This is a genomic window from Exiguobacterium sp. CH10 (assembly GCF_018617635.1).
GTDB lineage: Bacteria > Bacillota > Bacilli > Exiguobacteriales > Exiguobacteriaceae > Exiguobacterium > Exiguobacterium aestuarii_A.
Map to the genome: position 1 here is coordinate 167,852 of NZ_JACSKO010000001.1, position 20,978 is coordinate 188,829.

At 47.2% G+C, this 20,978-nt stretch carries 17 protein-coding genes; 4 read left to right on the forward strand and 13 right to left on the reverse strand.

Annotation, left to right across the window (positions count from 1 at the left end; all coding sequences use genetic code 11):
• Nucleotides 1–55 precede the first annotated feature (55 nt).
• From KNP04_RS00895 to KNP04_RS00925, 7 genes are all read right to left on the reverse strand, one after another.
• Nucleotides 56–472: an acyl-CoA thioesterase gene (locus tag KNP04_RS00895; RefSeq protein ID WP_214874475.1), complete on the reverse strand. Its 417-nt coding sequence runs from the start codon at nt 470–472 to the stop codon at nt 56–58.
• Between the two features lie 31 nt (nt 473–503).
• Nucleotides 504–2,762: an AAA family ATPase gene (locus KNP04_RS00900; protein WP_214874476.1), complete on the reverse strand. Its 2,259-nt coding sequence runs from the start codon at nt 2,760–2,762 to the stop codon at nt 504–506.
• Nucleotides 2,763–2,818: 56 nt separating this feature from the next.
• A complete protein-coding gene (locus tag KNP04_RS00905; protein WP_214874477.1) occupies nt 2,819–3,496 on the reverse strand; it encodes a hypothetical protein in 678 nt (225 codons plus the stop codon).
• Nucleotides 3,497–3,598: 102 nt separating this feature from the next.
• Nucleotides 3,599–5,164: a BCCT family transporter gene (locus KNP04_RS00910; protein WP_214874478.1), complete on the reverse strand. Its 1,566-nt coding sequence runs from the start codon at nt 5,162–5,164 to the stop codon at nt 3,599–3,601.
• A gap of 124 nt (nt 5,165–5,288) precedes the next feature.
• Nucleotides 5,289–5,780, reverse strand: coding sequence for a DUF3939 domain-containing protein (locus tag KNP04_RS00915; protein WP_214820073.1), 492 nt, complete (start codon nt 5,778–5,780; stop codon nt 5,289–5,291).
• Between the two features lie 115 nt (nt 5,781–5,895).
• On the reverse strand, nt 5,896–8,610 hold the full coding sequence (gene acnA / locus KNP04_RS00920; protein WP_214874479.1) for an aconitate hydratase AcnA: 2,715 nt from the start codon (nt 8,608–8,610) through the stop codon (nt 5,896–5,898).
• Nucleotides 8,611–8,805: 195 nt separating this feature from the next.
• Nucleotides 8,806–10,404 (reverse strand): peptide chain release factor 3, encoded by a 1,599-nt coding sequence (locus tag KNP04_RS00925; protein ID WP_074033192.1) that lies wholly within the window; start codon nt 10,402–10,404, stop codon nt 8,806–8,808.
• Nucleotides 10,405–10,582: 178 nt separating this feature from the next.
• Between KNP04_RS00925 and KNP04_RS00930 the strand changes: the two genes are divergently transcribed.
• The 3 genes from KNP04_RS00930 (at nt 10,583) to KNP04_RS00940 (ending at nt 13,156) form a co-directional block, all read left to right on the forward strand.
• Nucleotides 10,583–11,014: a DUF2621 domain-containing protein gene (locus tag KNP04_RS00930; protein ID WP_074033193.1), complete on the forward strand. Its 432-nt coding sequence runs from the start codon at nt 10,583–10,585 to the stop codon at nt 11,012–11,014.
• A 256-nt stretch (nt 11,015–11,270) separates the two neighbouring features.
• Nucleotides 11,271–11,600 (forward strand): DUF485 domain-containing protein, encoded by a 330-nt coding sequence (locus KNP04_RS00935; RefSeq protein WP_214820076.1) that lies wholly within the window; start codon nt 11,271–11,273, stop codon nt 11,598–11,600.
• On the forward strand, nt 11,597–13,156 hold the full coding sequence (locus tag KNP04_RS00940) for a solute symporter family protein (RefSeq protein ID WP_214820078.1): 1,560 nt from the start codon (nt 11,597–11,599) through the stop codon (nt 13,154–13,156). The genes KNP04_RS00935 and KNP04_RS00940 overlap by 4 nt, the downstream gene beginning before the upstream one ends.
• Nucleotides 13,157–13,189: 33 nt before the next feature.
• Here KNP04_RS00940 and KNP04_RS00945 read toward each other — a convergent pair whose 3' ends face one another.
• Nucleotides 13,190–13,642 (reverse strand): CcdC family protein, encoded by a 453-nt coding sequence (locus KNP04_RS00945; RefSeq protein WP_074033875.1) that lies wholly within the window; start codon nt 13,640–13,642, stop codon nt 13,190–13,192.
• A gap of 19 nt (nt 13,643–13,661) precedes the next feature.
• Nucleotides 13,662–14,360, reverse strand: coding sequence for a cytochrome c biogenesis CcdA family protein (locus KNP04_RS00950; RefSeq protein ID WP_214820081.1), 699 nt, complete (start codon nt 14,358–14,360; stop codon nt 13,662–13,664).
• 188 nt (nt 14,361–14,548) lie between these two features.
• Between KNP04_RS00950 and KNP04_RS00955 the strand changes: the two genes are divergently transcribed.
• Complete coding sequence (locus KNP04_RS00955) at nt 14,549–14,731, forward strand: aspartyl-phosphate phosphatase Spo0E family protein (RefSeq protein WP_074033196.1); 183 nt, start codon at nt 14,549–14,551, stop codon at nt 14,729–14,731.
• Nucleotides 14,732–14,807: 76 nt separating this feature from the next.
• Here the strand turns inward: KNP04_RS00955 and KNP04_RS00960 are convergent, their stop codons facing one another.
• The 4 genes from KNP04_RS00960 to tkt all read right to left on the reverse strand — a co-directional run bounded on the left by KNP04_RS00960 (nt 14,808) and on the right by tkt (nt 20,791).
• Nucleotides 14,808–16,571 carry an ABC transporter ATP-binding protein gene (locus KNP04_RS00960; RefSeq protein WP_214874480.1) on the reverse strand — a complete coding sequence of 588 codons (1,764 nt, stop codon included), beginning with the start codon at nt 16,569–16,571 and terminating at the stop codon, nt 14,808–14,810.
• A complete protein-coding gene (locus KNP04_RS00965) occupies nt 16,561–18,315 on the reverse strand; it encodes an ABC transporter transmembrane domain-containing protein (protein WP_214821671.1) in 1,755 nt (584 codons plus the stop codon). Before KNP04_RS00965 ends, KNP04_RS00960 begins: the two co-directional genes overlap by 11 nt.
• 125 nt (nt 18,316–18,440) lie before the next feature.
• A complete protein-coding gene (locus tag KNP04_RS00970) occupies nt 18,441–18,674 on the reverse strand; it encodes a YneF family protein (protein ID WP_214874481.1) in 234 nt (77 codons plus the stop codon).
• A gap of 125 nt (nt 18,675–18,799) precedes the next feature.
• A complete protein-coding gene (gene tkt, locus KNP04_RS00975) occupies nt 18,800–20,791 on the reverse strand; it encodes a transketolase (RefSeq protein WP_214820085.1) in 1,992 nt (663 codons plus the stop codon).
• Between the last annotated feature and the right edge of the window lie 187 nt (nt 20,792–20,978).

Here is a 20,978-nt window from a genome sequence, read left to right on the forward strand (position 1 = left end):
CAAAAAGTACCGTCAAGATATGATACCATACTGACGGTACGAAGACAGAAGATTCTTAGACAGGATTCATGACGTTCATGTACATTTCATGCCATTTCGGGAACTCTCGATCAAGACGAATCGGTTTGAAATCTCCTCTTTTGACCACAACATGAGTCGTCTTGGCTGTTCCTACGAGCTCACCATCTTGGTTCGTCAACTCATACCCATAAATCGTTCTGATCTTTGAGTATTGGTCGACCCATACGCGCACATGAACCGTATCGCCAAACGTTACGCTTCGCTTGTAATCCATCGATACGTTCGTCACCGGCGAAACGAATCCTGCTTCTTCCATGTCTTTGTATTCGACGCCGAGCTGACGTAACAGTTCGGTGCGAGCAATCTCTAGATAAACTAAATAGTTGGCATGATAGACGATTCCCATCATGTCCGTTTCTTGATATCTAACTGGGATTTGAATCGTATGCATTGAATCATCCTTCTTTCCTACTACTAGTGTATTATAGTTTACTCTTAATATCTACTACTAATAATTGTTGGAGAGATGTCTCGTTTTCTTCCTCCGACATGAGTCGATACGATTGACGAGCGATTGACTCATCGATGACAGACAAGGCAGTCCGTGCATTCGCGTTATTGATTTCACTTAATCGAATCGATAACGCTTCGATTGCTTGTTCGTCCAGCTCGTATCCAAATTGGTTCGCATAGTTCACAGCAATCTCGACTAGCTGTTCTTGCGAATAATCTTCAAAATGAATCGTACGTTTCATGCGACTGCTTAGTCCAGGATTCGATTCAATCAACCGTCTCATCGGACCTTCATACCCCGCAAGGACGACAACAAGGTTTTCGCCATGTTTCGGCATTTCATCGACAAGTGTATCGATTGCCTCTCGACCGTAATCATTCGCTCCTCCATTCAGGCTGTATGCCTCGTCAATGAGTAATACGCCACCGAGTGCATCACGAATCGCCGCCTTCGTTTTTTGTGCGGTCTGTCCCACATAGCCACTGACCAAATCCGCTCGACTGACAACGTTGACATGTCCACGCTTCAAATAGCCTGTACGCTTCAACATTTGAGCATACAGATATGCAAAAGTGGTCTTACCCGTTCCACTATTCCCCGTGAGTGTCATATGAAGTTGGACGGGTGCCGTCTTCAGACCTAGCGCTTTTCGTCTCTTTTGGATGTTCACGAGTGCTTCAATCTCTGCCAATTGTACTTTGGCATCTTCCATACCGACAAGGTCGTCCAGCGATGTTGGACTCGCATCTCCTTCGGGTTGATCAAAGTCTTCTTCGGTCAAAAGTGCCATCTCGTCTAAAGGGGCATCTGCACCGAAACGAGATCCTTTTTTAAACATCGCATCGAGTAAGATGTTATGAACCGTTCGGGCGTTCCCGAACGTCGAATCAACTCGTTCACGGTCAATCCGTGTTAGAAGTGACCGCTTTGCTTCCTCCGTCAATACGTAATTGTTCTCCTGTGCCACTTTTTCACCAATTGCGACTAATTCCTCATCCCGATAGTTTGGTAACTCGTAGTGATTCGATTCTGGGAATCGTGAGCGTAAACCAGGGTTTGCAAGTAGGAAATGACGCATCTCTTCTGGATATCCGGCAAGGATAACAACAAACTTTCCGGCATATTCGCCGCTCGTCATCGCTGCGACGAGCGTGTCAATTGCAGCTTGCCCATAGTCACTGCCACTCGCATCTTGACGTTTTAGTGCATATGCCTCGTCAATGAACAAGACGCCACCTTCTGCTTCTTTCACTTTGTTCATCACTTGTTCTTCCGTCTGTCCAACGTACGCCCCGACTAGGCTTGAGCGATCTGCCTCAACGAGATCTGGACGACTGAGCAGGCCGAGTTCAAAATAAATCTCTGCCATGAGTCGAGCCAGCGTCGTTTTCCCGGTACCTGGATTACCCGTAAATACGAGATGAAGAGAGGGTTGGTGCTTCGATGAAAACCCTGCTTTTTCTCGTTCTTTCTGGAAGAGCAGGAAGCGATACCATGCTTTCACACGGTCTTTGATGTCATCTAGACCAATCATTTCCTCAAGTGATTCGATGGCGCTTGAGCGTGTCTCCGTTTTACGTTCCGGCAGCAACTGACAGATTGCATCGAGTCGCTCTTTGACGAGCACAACGCGTTCACCGAAGCGACGAAACGCTTCTCGACTGAAGTAGTTCCCTTGCATCGATGCGAGTAAAGATGCCGTATCATCCTCTAACGATGCTACTTCCTGCATCGCCTCGATGATTGCCTCGAATATCTTCTCGAGTTGCCCCCGCCATTCTGAGTCCCGCAAATCAGACTTGGCCGCCTCCACTTCATCGTGAAGTCGGTCGAGTTGGTCAAGTAGTGCAGATGTTTTTGACTCATATTCCGTCAAAATTTGTACCTTCATTGAGGCGTAATCTGCTTCGCGAAGTGTCGGCCAATCGATTTGAAGCGCTTGTTTTGAACGACGCAACTGCTCGTTCAATTGAAACAGACGTAATTCCGGAGGTAACGCATTCATCGACTCTAATTCTTTCACCCAGCGGTTCAATAACGGGTCCATCGACTCCTTCTGCTCGAGTCGATGTGTAGCAAGCAATGTCAATGAACGAATCAATTCTTCTTCATGCCCAGTCGCACGTGACCAGTGCGCATAAGATAAAAGCGCCGCCTCATTAATCTTTTCTCCAGCTTCCCAGTTCGTCAAATCCGTTTGAACTTGTTCAACTTGAATTTGTTTCATTCTGTTCTCCCTTTCAGACGACAAGGGAGCCGACATGTTGTCTGCTCCCCATCGGATTATCTTGATTCAAAAGACGTCATCCGAATCGAATGGAACAACTTTCCGTTATTCCGCGATTCTGCCGCAAGCAAAATCCGTTCATTCGCATCGACATAATATGTGACTGTCTCTTTATTTTCTTCTTCACTAAAAATAGATGGATAATTTTGAACCCATTCTTCAGGAACCGTTTCAGCCGCTTCAGACTTCACATAAGCTTGCGCTGTTCGACCGACTAAATCTGTCTCGCCCTCACTTGACCCGAGTGTGCCATCGTCTAGCCATTTACGAATCTGTTCATTCGTGGCGCGGGATAGGAATGGATGCGGTGCGACCGCTCCGGAATTGGTCTCTTGCCGAAGAACCTCTTCTCCGTCCGGATTAAACTCCAAATACGTTTCTCCGTCCCACTCTGCTTTTGCACCCACGTTTGGTCCCATGACGACTTCTGAGACAAAATGTCCGTCTTCATCATACGTGACAAGGTACTCTCGTTCTTCGAGTGTTTCCCCTTCTTTCGGAAGTTTACGCTCTTGATACCCAATCACGACATTTGAGTAGAACGGTTCAACCTGTTCTCCCTCTTCACCATTCAGATTCATGAGTACGTAAAAATTATAAGCGAGTAATGCCCCGACAATGAGGATGCCGGCCAAAATGACCCAGCTCAACCGTTTTTTTATCTGTTGTTTCATAGCCTATCCTCCTCGTTTCTTCACTTACTATCCTACACTAGCTAAGAGGACAAGCAAAATATTTTTAACCGAAAAAAGGGTCTCATACGAGACCCCTCTAAATTATCCTAATTTGTCTTCATCTTTCTTCTGTGCTTCGAGCCACTTATCTCGCTCGTCAGGTTCATCGGCCAAGTCTTTGAACAAGGCGACAATCATAAAGACGAGAACGAAGATGAATGGGAAGGCTGCGAGAATCGCAACAGCTTGCAGGGCATCCAATCCACCAGCGTAAAGAAGCACGGCAGCGATAGATGACTGGATCACACCCCATGTCATTTTAATCCCCATCGGCGGGACAAGCTTCCCGTTCGAAGTGAGCATACCGAGTACATATGTCGCTGAGTCAGCAGACGTGATAAAGAATGTCGAGATTAGGAAGATCGCGACAATACTGAGTACTGTCCCAAAACCACCAAACGTCTCGAATAATGCGAACAGCCCGACTTCTGTACCGATTTCGTTCACTTGTCCAATCAAGTCGTATCCACCGAACAAGTCAGCCCAGATAGCTGAGCCACCGAAGACGGAGAACCATAAGAGTCCGAACGATGTTGGGACGAGTAAAATCCCGATAATAAATTCACGAATCGTGCGGCCTTTAGATACGCGTGCGATGAACGTTCCGACGAATGGTGACCACGAGATCCACCATGCCCAATAGAAGATTGTCCAGCCATTGATCCACTCACGTTCAACCGGCTCGAATGCGGCCGTACGGAAACTCATACCAGGAAGTTGCTGCAAGTACGTCCCTACCGTTTGTGTGAACAAGTCGAAGATGAACGCAGTCGGTCCAGCGAACATGGTCGCGACAAGCAAGACGATTGCCAAGAAAATGTTCGTGTTACTTAAAATTCGAATCCCTTTATCAAGACCCGTTGAAGCACTGATCATGTAAAGTACCGTTACGACGGCGATGATGATCAACTGTGTCACGAAGGCGTTCGGTACCCCAGGGATGAGATAATGAAGGCCACCGGCAATCTGTTGAGCACCAAAACCGAGTGAAGTCGCTACCCCGAACGCCGTCGCAATGACCGCAAGAATATCGACCGTTTGTTTCACAGGTTGTTCGTAGCGGTTATGGACAAGCGAACCGATTGTCTCCCCAATCGTAGCAGGGCGCCCTTTTCTAAACGTTGAGTATGCGATTGCGAGTGCGATCATGGCATAAATAGCCCAAGGGTGGAAGCCCCAGTGGAAGAAGGCATAACGCATCGCAGTACGCGCGTCTCCTTCAGGTGTCAAAGCAGAGAACGGTGGTGAATGGAAATGAAGCAGCGGTTCTGCCGCTCCCCAGAAGATGAGTCCAATCCCCATTCCGGCACTGAATAACATCGCGAACCATGACAGGTAACTGAATTCAGGTCGGTCCGTATCTTTCCCAAGACGAATCGATCCATAGCGAGAAAAGATTAAAAAGATGGCGACAAGTAAGAAGCCGGTCGCACTTAACAGGTAGAACCAACCCATCCCGTTTGAGAGCCAGCCTTGTAACGTGCTGGTTACATTTAATAGACTAGCATTTCCTAAAATGCTTTCGGGAAATAATCCCCAGATTGTGAATAAGCCAGTTATGATTGCAGAAATGACGAACACAGGCGTCACACGGCTTTTCCGTTCCATAAAATCACTCCTATTTAATTTTCTATTTTCATATACGTTTTCCACCCTAACATACTTTTTAAACAAGTCTCAACCCCAACTGTCCATAAATGTGTCATTTACTGAAAAATAGATAGGTGTCTTGTCAAGAAGTTGTTTCCTTCGGTTCAAGCGAGACAATCAACGTCTCATCCACCACGTAGTAAGGTCTTTTGGGCAGTGTCTTTAAGTAACCTCCCTCTCGAAGACGTGTCAAATCTAGTTGTAGTGCATTCTCAAATTTTCGCAGTGGCAATTTTTTCTCTTGGTCCATATACAAGTCTAGGGCACGCTGTACTTGGTCCATCTCATAGATGACATCACGCTCTTCTTCCGGAACGATATGAAACGTCTCTTTCGACATATAGAAACGCTGTTTGGGGATCCCAGATAAATGATGCTTCAATCGTTTTGTGTCAATCTCTTGTGTGTCATCTAGTAGGACGGTACGATTTACGCCTTTTGGCAACGTCTGTTCATACTCGTGAATCGCATGGCGCAATTCAGGTAACGTGATATCGATTTCTCGATCAGGCTCCACCTCTTTTTGCTGTGTCAAACGCTTCCACCAACTCTTACTCTTTTCTTCCCGCTCCATAAGCACACCCCTCCCTGTCTTCCTGTTCCCGATTCTTTTAAAACTTTCACCATAAATTCGCATATTCATGAAAAAAACCTTCCTTTTTTCAAAGGAAGGTTTAATAAGCAGTGGCTTACTTAAGTTTGTTACGGAGAACCATTTGCAAGATTCCACCGTGACGGTAGTAATCAATTTCAACTTCAGAGTCGAAACGTGCGATGACTTTGAATTCTGTCACCGTTCCGTTTTCATGTGTCGCTTTCGCGTTCAAGATATCGCGTGGACGTACAGACTCATCGACTTGGATATCGATTGTTTCCTCACCAGTCAATCCGAGTGATTCTGCTGATTCACCATCTAAGAATTGAAGTGGTAGTACACCCATCATAACAAGGTTTGAACGGTGAATCCGCTCGAAACTTTGTGCGATGACTGCACGGATGCCAAGAAGGTTTGTCCCTTTCGCAGCCCAGTCACGAGACGACCCCATTCCGTAGTCGTTTCCAGCAAGGACGACAAGTCCAGTACCTTGTTCTTTATACTTCATCGCAGCATCGTACATCGGCATGATCTCACCTGTTGGCCAGTAAGTCGTGAATCCACCTTCTGTACCTGGTGCGACTTGGTTACGGATGCGAATGTTTGCGAACGTACCACGCATCATGACTTCATGGTTACCACGGCGTGAACCGTAAGAGTTGAAGTCAATCGGCTCTACCCCTTTAGAAAGGAGGTATTGACCAGCTGGTGTCGTCTTCGAGAATGATCCCGCTGGCGAGATGTGGTCAGTCGTGACCGAATCCGCGAACTTCCCGATGACGCGTAAGCCATTCAATGCATGAACTTCGCCCGCTTCTGGTTCGAGTTGTTCGAAGAACGGTGGGTTTTGGATGTATGTCGACTCATCTGAGAAGTCATACAAGTTACCTTCTGGAACGTCTAGCGCGTTCCAACGCTCGTTACCAGTGAAGACCGTTTCGTATTCTTTACGGAACGCTTCTGGTGACACGACGTCTTGAACGACCATCTTGATTTCATCGTTTGATGGCCAGATGTCTTTGAAGTACACTTCATTTCCATCTTTGTCCGTACCGAACGAATCGTTCATGATGTCGAAGTTGACTGATCCTGCGAGTGCGTAAGCGACGACAAGTGGTGGTGACGCCAAGAAGTTCGCTTTCACAAGTGGGTGAACGCGTCCTTCAAAGTTACGGTTCCCAGAAAGGACAGAAGATACGAGCAAGTCGTTCTCCGTGATTGTTTCTTCGACTTCACGGTCAAGTGGACCCGAGTTTCCGATACATGTCGTACAGCCGTAACCGACTGTGTTGAAGCCGAGTTCATCCAAGTAAGAAGTCAAGCCAGCTTTGTCAAGATAGTCAGTTACGACTTTCGAACCTGGTGCGAGTGATGTCTTCACGTATTTCGGAACAGTCAAGCCGCGTTCTACCGCTTTCTTCGCAACGAGTCCGGCACCGACCATAACGTAAGGGTTTGATGTGTTCGTACAGCTTGTGATGGCAGCAATCGCGACATCTCCTGTGCTCATGTCGACGGCGCCATCTTCATAGTTGACCTTCGCCTTCTTCTCGAGTTCAGAACGGTCAAGTCCAAAGCCACTGTTCCCTGCAGGAGCGCTCAAGCTATCGATGAACGATGTTTGAACGTCTGAGAGGTTGATTCGGTCTTGTGGACGTTTTGGACCTGCTAGTGAAGGTTCAACTTTTGACAAGTCGAGCGTCAACACTTTCGTGAATGTTGGATCAGCTTGGTCTGGCGTGTAGAAGAGATCGTTCGCTTTTGAGTATTCTTCAACGAGTGAGATCAGCTCTTCAGAGCGGCCAGTTGTACGCATGTAGTTCAATGTTTCCGTATCGACTGGGAAGAATCCACATGTCGCGCCATATTCTGGCGCCATGTTTGCGATTGTTGCACGGTCAGAAAGCGGCATCGTGTGAAGCGACGGTCCGAAGAATTCAACGAATTTCCCGACTACTTTTTCATGACGGAGCATCTCTGTTACGACGAGTGCCACGTCTGTCGCTGTCACACCAGGGTTAACTTCACCGATGATTTTGACACCGACGACTTCTGGCACTGGGAAGTACGATGGTTGACCGAGCATACTTGCTTCTGCCTCGATTCCTCCAACGCCCCAACCAAGAACACCGAGTCCGTTGATCATCGTTGTGTGCGAATCCGTTCCGACGAGTGAATCTGGATAAGCCACAGTACCTGATGCATCGTTTTTCTCGAGGACGACAGATGCCAAGTACTCTAAGTTTACTTGGTGAACAATCCCCGTTGCAGGTGGTACGGCACGATAGTTGTCAAACGCCGTCTGAGCCCAACGTAAGAACTTATAACGCTCTTCGTTACGTTCGAATTCAATGTCCATGTTTTTCATCAATGCGCCAGCGAAACCGTACGCATCTACTTGAACAGAGTGGTCAACGACGAGGTCGACAGGGATTTCCGGATTGATTTTGTTAGGATCTCCACCAAGGTCCGCCATTGCTTTACGAAGTGAAGCAAGGTCTACGACCGTCGGTACACCCGTGAAGTCTTGAAGTACAACGCGTGCCGGCTTGAACGGTACGTCAATGTCTTTCGAGACGTCGGCAGTACCCCATTTTGCCAAGTTCTCGACATGTTCTTTTGTAATCGCGCGACCGTCTTGTTGACGGAGTACCGATTCGAGAAGTACGCGAATCGAATAAGGTAAACGGCTGATGTTCGTTAACCCTTCTTCTTCTAATTTTTTCAATCGATAAAAATCATACGATTGCCCATTCGCCTCGAACGATGTCCGAGATGCGAACGCGTCTAAAACATTCGTCTGTTCCATTGCAATTTCCCCCTTTTTGAAAGCGCCGACCACACGACAATGCGTAATCGCTTACTTTTCACATATTTATCATAATACAAGTATAGCGTGACGTAAAATACATTCCGTCACAAATTAGTCATAAGCAAAACTTATCAATTAGTTTAAAAAGGGATAAACGATAAAAAAACACCTCAAACCTGAGGTGTTTACAAATTATTCTTCTGTTCCAATCTCTTCGTTGACATCTAAAGCCTCAACGAGAGTTAAATCGTCAGCATGACGTTCAGCGAACCGCTCATACGTGAACTCGTTCGCGAATAGGAAGACCGGACGTTCCCAGCGGTCAGTGACGAGCATGTTCCGTGAGTCTTGGAAAGGTTTCAACGCTTTCAATTCTTTATCTTTTACCCATCGTGCAACGCTGTATGATACAGGTTCCATCCGGATGTCTACGCCATACTCATTGTTTAAACGATATTCAAACACTTCGAACTGGAGTTGGCCGACCGCACCGAGATAAATCTCATTGTATTCGTTGCGATAGACTTGAATCGCCCCTTCTTGCGCGAGTTGCTCAACGCCTTTGTGGAAGTGCTTCGACTTGAGCGAGTTGACTGGCGATACACGCATAAACAACTCAGGTGGGAAAGTCGGTAATGCTTCAAAGGCGATTTTTTGTTTGGATGTCGTGATTGTATCCCCGATTTGATACGTACCTGAATCATAAATCCCGATGACATCTCCTGCGAACGCTTGGTCAACCGTCTCACGATCATTGGCCATGAGCTGTGTAGACTGGCTCAATTTGATTTTCTTACCGGTCCGTGTGAGTGTGACGTCCATTCCACGCTCGAACACACCTGAACAGATCCGGACGAATGCGATTCGGTCACGGTGCGCCGGGTTCATGTTCGCTTGAATCTTAAAGACGAACCCACTGAAATCTTCTGATGTCGGATTGATTGGACCGACGTTCGATTTACGCGCCTCTGGAGCTGGAGACATCTCCAAATAATGATTCAAGAACGCAGTCACACCAAAGTCAACGAGCGCCGTTCCAAAGAATACGGGCGTCAATTTACCGCTTTGGATCGCTTCCACATCAATCTCATTCCCCGCTCCGTCGAGAAGATCGATTTCATCGCGAAGATTCGTCAAGTTCTCTTCAGAAAGATGGTCAGCGAGCACCGGGTCGTTTACCCCGTCCTCACTTAATTGAAGGGTCGACTTGTCTCCGCGGAACAAATGAACTTCATTTTTCATTCGATCATAAACGCCTTCGAACTGCATCCCACTGCCAATCGGCCATGTGATAGCAACTGAAGGCATGCCGAGTACTTCCTCAAGTTCTTCCATCAATTCAAGCGGATCTTTTGCCTGACGGTCCAATTTGTTCATGAACGTAAAGATCGGAATACCACGCATACGACAAACTTGGAATAGTTTCTTCGTCTGCGTCTCGATCCCTTTCGCGGCATCGATGACCATGACCGCGCTGTCGACAGATGTCAATACGCGATACGTGTCCTCACCGAAATCGTTGTGACCAGGTGTATCCATGATCGACACGACTTTGTCTTGATAGATGAATTGCATGACAGACGAGGTAACCGAGATTCCACGTTGCTTCTCAATTTCCATCCAGTCTGATTTGGCATGCTTTGAATTTTTGCGCGCTTTGACGGTACCCGCTTCACGAATCGCACCACCGTGCAAAAGTAATTTCTCTGTTAATGTCGTTTTACCCGCATCCGGGTGAGAGATGATTCCGAATATTCGACGTCTCTCGACTTCTTGTTTCAATTGGCTCATATACGATAGACCTTTCCTTTCTCGACTCACTTCATGCTTATTCTCGTAGCAACGCTATCTATTCTAACGAAATCGATTGAGTTCGTCTATCCTAACGAGACGTACGCCTTTTGCAAATGGATTCTTTTTTGTATACTAACGATGACAGTAAGTGAATGTATAGAACGGGGGAAAGACGATGCCAGAAAACTTGATGATGTATTTCATTGTATTCTGGGGATTCGTCATGATCGGACTCATGACGATTGGCGGGTACTTCATGTTTCGTAAGTTTTTAAAACGAATGCCGAAAGAAGACGGGCGTTCCCTTTTAGACATTGAGGATGATTATATAGAGAGAACGCGTCACTTATGGACGCCGGAAACGCGGACCCTGTTAGATCGACTCGTTTCACCGGTTCCTGAACTATTTCGAGACGTCGCCATCCGAAAAATCGCAGGTAAAATCGGTCAGTTTGCCCTCGAATCTCGTGCAAAGAAGATGACGACCGAACTCGTTGTAAAAGGATATATTGCCGCAACGCCGAAGCGAGACCACAAATTCCTTAAAAAAGCGCTAGCCGAAGAACAAATCGACTGGACACCTTACGAACACTATTTTCAGCAGTAAACTCTTTCCATTCAGGTTAGAGTTTTTTTATTTTGTCGAATTGTGCATTTTGCCTATTGGGTCGAAAGTACCTTTTCTTCCATTTTTCATTATGTAGACATAACGTTCAATATTTAGACAATGTTGAAAACGCTTACAACAAATTGGTATGACCAATATTGCAATAGTATTAGTGAATTCGACATGAAAAAAAGGCATGACTCCTCTCATTTTCACACCGCATAATGGATTTATCTTACAGCTTAGGAGGGATTTTATGCATGACGTGACGCAAGTTACCCAAACGACCAGTAGTCATTCCGCTCAGTCAATCACAGAACACGAGACGTTCCATCAACTGATGCGTGAAAAAAATCGTTTTATCGTTCCCGCTATCATCTTCTCACTTATTTTCTATTTCACGCTCCCTGTTTTGACAAGTTACACAACAATCTTGAATACAAAAATTGTTGGTGACATCACTTGGGCTTGGGCGTTCGCCTTCTCCCAGTTTATTATGACGTGGACACTGTGCGTGCTCTATAGTCGTCGTGCCCAGCGCTTTGATGCACTCGTGAGACAACTGAAGGAAGAGGTGAAATCATGAACTGGACAGCAATTGCCCTCTTTACCGCCATTGTCGGTCTCACCCTTGTCATTACATATTTCGCCGCTAGAAAAACGAAAACCGCTAGTGATTTCTACACGGCGGATGGTGGATTGACTGGTTTCCAAAACGGTCTCGCAATTGCAGGGGACTATATGTCCGCGGCTTCTTTCTTAGGGATTGCAGGCATGATCGCACTCGCTGGATTTGATGGCTTTTTCTATTCCATCGGCTTCCTCGTTGCCTATCTCGTTGTCCTCTATCTCGTCGCGGAGCCACTCCGCAATCTTGGGAAGTATACGATGGCCGACATGATTGCCGCTCGCTTCAATAAGCCACGCGTGCGTGGTGTCGCGGCGATGAATGCCATCGTCATCTCTATTTTTTATATGATTGCCCAGCTCGTCGGTGCCGGCGCATTAATTGAACTATTGCTCGGCATCCCGTATACGACAAGTGTCGTTGTCGTCGGGATATTGATGACAGTCTATGTCGTATTCGGTGGCATGACGGCGACTTCATGGGTACAGATCACAAAAGCCGTCTTATTGATGATTGGAACAGCCATCATCTCATTTCTCGTCTTTGCACGATTCGACTTCTCGATCATGACGATGTTCAATGAAGTGAGCAAAGCGACACCGCTCGGTAGTGATTTCTTGAATCCAGGCAACAAGTTCAAGCTCCCGCTCGATACAATTTCATTAAATATGGCACTCGTACTCGGTACGGCTGGTCTTCCACACATCTTGATTCGCTTCTTTACCGTCAAAGATGCACCGACGGCAAGACAATCGGTCGTATATGCGACGTGGATCATTGGGGCGTTCTACATTTTGACAATCTTCTTAGGTTTCGGGGCAGCAGCTTTTGTCGGACGAGACGCCATTCTCGCCGCGAACCCTGCAGGTAACATGGCGGCTCCTCTCCTTGCGCAAGTACTCGGTGGCGACCTCTTATTCGCATTTGTGGCAGCCATCGCATTTGCGACTATTCTAGCAGTCGTCGCCGGGCTCGTCTTGTCAGCCGCTTCTGCTTTCGCGCACGACTTCTATGGTCACATTATCCGGAAAGGGGAAGCGACAGAGAAAGAACAAGTAAAAGCCGCTCGGATTGCTTCTGTGGCCGTCGCCCTCGTCTCGATGGGGCTTGCGTTCTTCGCTCAATCGATGAACGTGGCGTTTCTCGTGTCTCTCGCCTTTGCTGTTGCGGCAAGTGCGAACTTACCAGTCATTCTCTTCACGATTTTCTGGAGACGCTTTAACACAGGTGGTGCAATCTGGGGAATGGTCGTCGGTTTGTTCTCTTCTTTAATCTTGGTCGTACTCAGTCCGAACCTTTGGGCACCGGACGGGTCAGCCATTTTCATTGGAGAAGCACTTTTCCCACTCTCAAACCCAGGAATCGTCTCAATCCCGCTCGGCTTCCTTGCAGCCATCATCGGTACACTCGTCACGAAATCCGACGAAGCCGCCGGAAACTACGAACGGATTCTCGTCAAAGCAAACACGGGAATCGATTCGGAGACGGAAGTGGCTGTCACAAAAGAATCGTAATCAAAAATGGAGCGGCCATGAGCCACTCCATTTTTACGTGATCGCAATTCGTTTATACTTTTGATACATCGCGATTCGCCATGGGACGATCATTCCCCAAGCAATCAAGTAGAACAATCCACCTGTCGAGAAGATATCGACTTCATGCCCAACCCAAACTTTCATTGCCGTACGAATCGCAAGTAGCGCGAACACGACGATGAAAAATGCTTTTGAGCGTGACAAGTACACTTCTCCATCCCGCTTTTCAAAATTCGATGTTTTGATGAGGAACAAACTAAAGATTAGCCCGACCGCTAACGCCTCAAGTACTTCGACCCACGATAAACGAAATGCAGGAATCAAGAACTGAATCATCCCAGTCGTCATCGCAAGTGGTGGAATTAAGATTTTTTTTGCATTCGTCGGTTTCGCTGATGCTTTCACACGAACGAAACTCGCCACGATACCCATCAATAACGCAACGAGAGTCGACCCCCATAACATTGACATCTCGGTCAACCCCTTAAAATCCGGTGAATCCGACAAGCTCGCTCATCCAAGCAGCGAACCGGTTCATCCCGTCAAAATATAATAATACGCCGAAAGCCATCATCAAATAGCCCCCGACTTTTGCAACTTTTGCACTGTTACGTGCTAAGTACTTGATCTTGCCTACAAACGCGACCATCACTAAGAATGGAATCGCGAAACCGATGACATACGCCAACATGTAACCGAGACCTTGGCTCGGGTTGGTTGCCGCAAGTGCAATCACACCTGCTAAAATCGGACCCGTACACGGCGTCCATCCCGCAGCAAAACCAATTCCGATTAATACGGTTCCGAAATAACCGCTTTTTCGTTCGCCAATGTTCATTTTCTTTTCGCGCATCATAAATTGCGGTTGCCATAGCCCGGCCAAAAAGACGCCGAACACGAAAATTAAAATGGCGCCGAACATCCGCAAACTATCTTTATACTGGATGAAGACGTCTGCAATTAACGAAGTCGATAATCCAAGCACAAGAAAGACAATCGAAAAGCCGAACAAGAACGAAAACGTGTGGAACCAAGCTGTACGCTGTTTCAATCCTTCATTTTTTAATTCAGATACGGAAACCCCGGTAATATACGAGAGAAACACCGGATATAACGGGAGCGTACATGGTGACAAAAACGATAAGACGCCCGCCCCAAACGCGAGCCATAATGTGACTTCCATGACGATTTCCACCTTTCACGACCATTATAGCGAAAACCTATTTAAATTGCTCGAATCTTTTCTTTCAAGGCGAAACATCATTTTGTAATTTTTGAAATGGAAATGAAACTTGTCATCTGTAAACGTAGGTGCTAAGATTTGGATATTCTAGTTCGCAAAATTCTAATTTAAATGATGGGGGAACGAACGTGGCAGTCACCGCAGCAGATACACTACACCAGGCCATTGAACAGAAACGTGATGAACTGTATAAAATCGCGTCAAAGCACACTTGGACCTCACCAGAAGTCATTCTGGTCAGTCAAGAACTTGACTCTCTCATTACTCGTCATGTCCTATCAAAGCATAAAAAAGATCAGCATTCAAATTGACCTTGATGGCTCGTCACTTTCCGTGGCGAGCTTTTTTCCATGGAAAAAAGACACCCTAGTAGGTATCCCTTCCAATTCAAGACATCAGACGTTGTCCAGACTGTAATTCATACATTTTTTTGTACAGACCGTTTTGCTTCAATAACTGTTGATGATTCCCTCGCTCCACGATTTCTCCTCGATGCAGTACTAAAATCAAGTCAGCATCTTGAATCGTTGAAAGCCGGTGAGCGATGGCAATCGTTGTACGACCACGGCGCATACGGTCGAGCGCCGTCTGTACGCGTTCTTCTGTCTCGGTATCGATCGAACTCGTCGCCTCGTCGAGAATAAGTACTTTCGGATTACGGGTGACCGTTCGCGCAAATGCGAGCAATTGTCGCTCACCGCTTGAAAATGTCGCGCCACGCTCTCCGACAATATGTCCGTACCCGGCATCTAACTTCTCGATGAACGTGTGCGCCTGAACAAACTCAGCGGCTTCACGGACACGTTCTGAATCGATACTTGGATTGAATAGCTTTAAATTATCTTCAATCGTCCCAGTGAATAGAAACGGATCTTGTAGCACCAGTCCGACTTGTTGACGAAGCTCTTGCTCTTCAAATTGTTCGAGAGGCTGCCCGTCAATGGTGATACGACCCGAACCATATGGATAGAAGCGGGTCAATAAGTTGATAATCGAACTCTTCCCGCTACCTGTATGACCCACGAGCGCGACCGTCTCACCAGGTTTTGCAACGAATGAGATTTGCTTCAACACATCGACTTCCCCATCGTAGCTGAACGTCACATCCTCGAACCGCACTTCACCTTCTGTAATCCGAGCCTCGCCCGGCATTTGTTTTCCTGGTGCCGGCTCATCTGTATCCAAAATCTTAAAGACACGGTCTGCCGATACGACAGCTTGTTGGAACTCACTCAATCGCTGCATGATATCGAGAACCGGTCGGAAGATTCGTTCGATATAGCTGATGAATGCGTAGACGACCCCGACCTGTACTTGCTCACTCATCGAGAGCACCCCGTAATATCCGAGGAGACCAATGATTGAGAAAGCAAGAAGGAGCTCGATGATTGGACGTAGCAACATACTGTCGAGCTTTAAGTTTCGATATCGTGCCTCTTGGTGCGCCTCATTCGTCTCTTCGAACTGACGGATGAGCCGCTCCTCTTGACGAAACTGTTGAATAATCCCCATGCCGTTGATCGACTCGTTCAATTGAGCGTTGAGCTGTGACAACAGGTCCCTCACTTGCGCAAAATATTTTGTCGAGAAACGACGATATGCCCAAATGATGAGCCAGAAGAGTGGCAATAAGACGAGTCCCATCGTCGCAAGCGGAGGTTCTAATATGTATAGGAAAATATACGTCCCAATCAATTGAACAGCCGACTGGACGAACGTACTCATCACACCGACATACAGTTCTTTGACCGCCTCGGTATCATTCGTAATCCGTGACACAAGGACGCCCGCTGGTGTTCGGTCGAAATAGGCGAGCCGCATCCCCATGACGTGACGGAAAATATCCATACGTATGTTTTGAACAATCTTCAACGCAATCTTTTGAAACGAAATCGACTGCAGATAATCAAACACGATTGCGGATACATGAAGAACCATATAGACCGCGAAGAGTGAGATGACCCAGTTCGTCGGGTAGACACCTGGCGTGACGAACTCATCGATGAACACTTTGATTAAAAACGGACCGGCCAATTTGGCACCTGTCGCAATCAACAGGAAGACGAAAGCGATACTGAGCGACTTCCCGTATCTTGTTGCATAACTGAGTAGCCGTTTAATGACCTGCCATTCTTGAACATCATGCTTCATCGTGTCCACCCCCTTCTACTATCGCCTCAAGTTGTTGACGATCATACGTCTCTCGGTACCAACCGGCTTCTTGCAGCAATTCATCATGGCGACCTCGTTGGACGATTTTGCCGTCTTCAATCACGAGAATCTCGTCTGCATGTTCGACAGCAGAGAGGCGATGCGCCACAATCACACGTGCCTGTTCAGGGTTTCCGACACGGAAGTGTTCGATGATCGACTCTTCCGTCTTCGCATCGACGGCAGATAGCGCGTCATCCAAAATCAAGACGTCCGCTTCAGTCATGAGCGCACGCGCGATGGAGATCCGTTGTTTCTGTCCTCCTGACAACGTCACACCGCGTTCCCCGACAAGCGTCGCGTATCCTTCCGGTAGCCGGATGATATCCTCATGCACTTCCGCGACTTTAGCCGCCTCGATGATTTCTTCCATGCTCGCATCGGGTCTTCCGAAAGCGATATTGTTCGCAATCGAATCGGAGAACAAAAAATGATCTTGTGGCACGACGGCAATTTTGTCCATCAATAATGATTTTTTCACTTGGCGAATATTGATGCCTCCGATTTTAATCTTTCCGTCTTTCACATCATATTCACGGGTCAACAGACGGACAATCGTCGTCTTACCCGCACCTGTCCTGCCGACAATGCCAATCGTCTTTCCGCGCTCAATCCGAAAATGGACATCACGGAGTACAACGGTTTCGTCATAGGCGAAGTGTCGCACATCGACTTCCACTTCTGAATGTGCAAGTGTCGTCGCGGCCATCCGGTCATCTTGAATCTCCGGTTTGACGGCGAGCATTCGCTCGATTCGGTCATACGATGCTCGTCCACGTTCGACAATGTTGAATAACCATCCGAACGCCAGCATCGGCCACGTCAACAACGCTAAATAGGCTGTGAAGCTGACAATTTGTCCGATCGTCAATTCACCTTGTTCAATCAAGACGGCGCCATACCCGACCGAGAGGATGTAGGACAAGCCAACAATCCCGAAGATGGTCGGATCATATAGAGCATCAATTTTGGCGACTCGTACGTTTTTTGCCATGACCTCACTCGATAAGTTCTCAAACGAATCCACGTCTCGGTCGACTTCCCCGGTCGATTTCAAGACACGAACCCCACTGACACTCTCTTGCACTTTGTCATTCAATTCTGAAAATGCTGCTTGGGCGACGCCAAAGCGGCTATGTAACATCTTCCCATACCGCGTCGTCAGAGCGACCATGATTGGCAGAGGGAGTAAAGCAACAAGTGTGAGCTTCCAACTGATCGTCGTGATCATCGTAATGATGACGAACGTTCCCAACGTCACGCTATCGACGAGTGTCAATATTCCCGCACCTGCCGTCATCGATACGGCCTGCACATCATTCGTCGCGTGGGCCATCAGGTCGCCAACACGTGACTTTTTGTAAAATCGTTGATCGAGATCGGTAAAGTGCCGATACAGTTGGCTACGTAACATTCTCCCTAGTCGAATCGAAGCGCCGAAGATGAAATAGCGCCAAAAGAAGCGGGCAACATAATTCCCGATCCCGACTGCTGCGAGACCCCCGAGTAACATCCAGAGCGTATTTGACGAGAGTGAACCACGGTTGATTTCGTCGACGATTCGACCAATGATACGCGGTGGAATCAATTCTAGCCCTGCCACGAATATGAGTAAGACGATGCCGAGTGCATACGTCTTCCATTCGAGACGCAAAAACCAGGACAATTGTTTAAATACACGAATATGAAACGCCCCCTTTGTCTTTATATGAAGATTATTCATTAATCGTAGCGAAAGTTTGTTCGATTGTCTAACAAAAAGAGGAAACAAAAAAAGCACTTCGGATACCGAAGTGCTCTCGTGATTGATTATGATTTCTTTTCGTTTTTCATCTGCACGCTCATGGCGCGCATCACTTGGTTAACTTTCTTCTGTGATGGCTTTTGACCCATTTGCATCATCAACGTACGAATCATATCTTCATTGATTGGCGGGTTCTGTTCAAGGTAGTTCATCATGTATTTACGCGCGATAAAGAATCCGATCGCGATACCCCCGATGAGTGCTGCCACGACAAGAAGAATCCAGAATAATGTACTCAAGGCTTTACCTCCTCTACCATATGAAACATCGTTTTTTACTATACACTAAATTGACCAACTTCGCTAGTCGTCCAGAAAAAAAGTGACGACCAAACAAATGGTCGTCACGAGATTTTCGAATTCGATTAAAGTGATTTTACTGCATTGACGACGTTGTCGACTGACATGCCGTATTCTTTCATGAGGAGGTCCCCAGGTGCAGATGCTCCGAACTTGTCGATTCCGAGTACTTTTCCACCGAATCCTACATATTTATACCAACCAAGTGTCGCACCTGCTTCAAGTGATACACGCTTCGTGATTGAAGATGGAAGGACAGACTCTTTATACTCAGCAGATTGCGCTTCAAAGAGTTCCCATGATGGCATCGATACGACTGCCGCATTCACGCCTTCAGCCGCAAGTTGCTCACGCGCTTCAACGAGAACGTGTACTTCAGAACCCGTACCGAGCAAGAGGACATCTGCATCTTTCGATTCACCTGCAACGACGTATGCTCCTTTTGCTGCCGTTTCAACCGATGTGCCTTCAAGCTCTGGTAACGCTTGACGTGTCAAGACGAGAAGTGAAGGTGTCGTTTTCGATGTTACCGCCTGTTTCCAAGCAGCGATTGTTTCTTTCCCGTCTGCCGGACGAAGAACAGAGAGGTTCGGCATCGCGCGGAAACTCATCAAATGTTCAACTGGCTCGTGTGTTGGGCCATCTTCACCAACTGCAATTGAGTCGTGCGTCAAGATGAACGTTGACGGAAGTCCCATGAGTGCAGCAAGACGAACTGCCGGGCGAAGGTAATCCGAGAAGACGAAGAATGTCGCACCGTAAGGAAGGACGCCGCCGTGAAGTGCCATTCCGTTTACAGCTGCCGCCATTGCGAACTCACGAACACCAAACCAGATGTTACGTCCAGCTGGATCTTCATCGAAGTCCACTGCACCTTTAATCATCGAGTTGTTTGACCCGGCAAGGTCAGCAGATCCACCGAAGAGTGTCGGTACTGCTTTCGCGATTGCGTTTAAGACTTCGCCGCTCGTTTGACGTGTTGCTTTTTTCGAACCGATTTCGAATGTTGGCAACTCGCTGTCCCAACCTTCAGGTAGTTCGTTATTCATTGCACGCTCGAACTGTGCACCGAGTTCTGGATGTGCCGCTTTATATGCTTCTACGAGTTCGTTCCAGTCTGACTCATATTTCGCGCCAGGCTCGACAACTTTCTCGTTGAATAGGTCATATACTTCGTTTGGTACGTAGAATGGCTCGCCTTCCCATTTATAGAACTGTTTCGTCAATTCGATTTCCGCATCTCCAAGTGGAGCACCGTGTGATGCCGATTTACCTGATTTGTTCGGTGAACCGAATCCGATGACCGTTTTAACTTCGATCAATGTAGGTTTTGACGTTTCAGCTTTCGCTGCATCGATTGCTTTTGCGATCGAATCGATATCTGTTCCGTCTTCGACACGAATGACTTGCCATCCGTACGCGTTGAAACGGTCTTCTACGCTTTCAGAGAACGATTTGTGAAGATCGCCATCGAGTGAGATATCGTTTGAATCGTAAAGAACGACGAGTTTACCGAGCTTCAAGTGACCAGCGAGTGATGCCGCTTCTGCCGATACACCTTCCATCAAGTCTCCGTCTCCGCAAATCCCGAACGTGTAGTGGTCAACGACGTTGAACTCGTCGCGGTTGTAAGTCGCTTCTAAGTGCTTCTCGGCCATGGCCATCCCGACAGCCATTGCAATCCCTTGTCCAAGTGGGCCCGTCGTCGCATCTACACCAGCCGTATGACGGTATTCTGGGTGACCAGGAGTCTTCGAGTCCATTTGACGGAATGATTTAAGGTCGTCCATCGACAAATCATATCCAGACAAGTGAAGGAGCGAATACAAGAGCATCGATCCATGACCTGCCGAAAGAACGAAACGGTCACGGTTGAACCAGTTCGGGTTTTTCGGGTTGTGACGCATTTTGTCTGTCCAAAGTGTAAACGCCATAGGTGCAGCACCCATCGGCATCCCTGGGTGACCAGAGTTCGCTTTTTGGACCGCATCAATTGAGAGCGTCCGGATCGAGTTAATCGCTAATAATTCTTTAGTAGTTGTTTCCACTAATTTCATCCTCTCTGTGTTAAGAAGGTTTTCTACCCGTCATATTTTATCACACTCATTCGTGTGTCACAACTAATTAATTAGTATAACACATTTGGTGAAATCGTTTCCTTCAATTGCCTTGAAAAAACAGCAATCCGTTCGTCTGATGACAGTTCGTGTATAACAAAAATGCACATCCTATACGAAATAGGAT

Coding starts and splice junctions, on each gene's coding strand:
- KNP04_RS00945 (WP_074033875.1), bottom strand. CDS start 13,642: ATGTTATGGGGGTCGACTCTCGTTGCGTTATTGATGGGTATCGTGGCG.
- KNP04_RS00935 (WP_214820076.1), top strand. CDS start 11,271: ATGCATGACGTGACGCAAGTTACCCAAACGACCAGTAGTCATTCCGCT.
- KNP04_RS00925 (WP_074033192.1), bottom strand. CDS start 10,404: ATGAGCCAATTGAAACAAGAAGTCGAGAGACGTCGAATATTCGGAATC.
- KNP04_RS00930 (WP_074033193.1), top strand. CDS start 10,583: ATGCCAGAAAACTTGATGATGTATTTCATTGTATTCTGGGGATTCGTC.
- acnA (WP_214874479.1), bottom strand. CDS start 8,610: ATGGAACAGACGAATGTTTTAGACGCGTTCGCATCTCGGACATCGTTC.
- KNP04_RS00905 (WP_214874477.1), bottom strand. CDS start 3,496: ATGAAACAACAGATAAAAAAACGGTTGAGCTGGGTCATTTTGGCCGGC.
- KNP04_RS00915 (WP_214820073.1), bottom strand. CDS start 5,780: ATGGAGCGGGAAGAAAAGAGTAAGAGTTGGTGGAAGCGTTTGACACAG.
- KNP04_RS00940 (WP_214820078.1), top strand. CDS start 11,597: ATGAACTGGACAGCAATTGCCCTCTTTACCGCCATTGTCGGTCTCACC.
- KNP04_RS00900 (WP_214874476.1), bottom strand. CDS start 2,762: ATGAAACAAATTCAAGTTGAACAAGTTCAAACGGATTTGACGAACTGG.
- KNP04_RS00910 (WP_214874478.1), bottom strand. CDS start 5,164: ATGGAACGGAAAAGCCGTGTGACGCCTGTGTTCGTCATTTCTGCAATC.
- KNP04_RS00950 (WP_214820081.1), bottom strand. CDS start 14,360: ATGGAAGTCACATTATGGCTCGCGTTTGGGGCGGGCGTCTTATCGTTT.
- KNP04_RS00960 (WP_214874480.1), bottom strand. CDS start 16,571: ATGAAGCATGATGTTCAAGAATGGCAGGTCATTAAACGGCTACTCAGT.
- KNP04_RS00895 (WP_214874475.1), bottom strand. CDS start 472: ATGCATACGATTCAAATCCCAGTTAGATATCAAGAAACGGACATGATG.
- tkt (WP_214820085.1), bottom strand. CDS start 20,791: ATGAAATTAGTGGAAACAACTACTAAAGAATTATTAGCGATTAACTCG.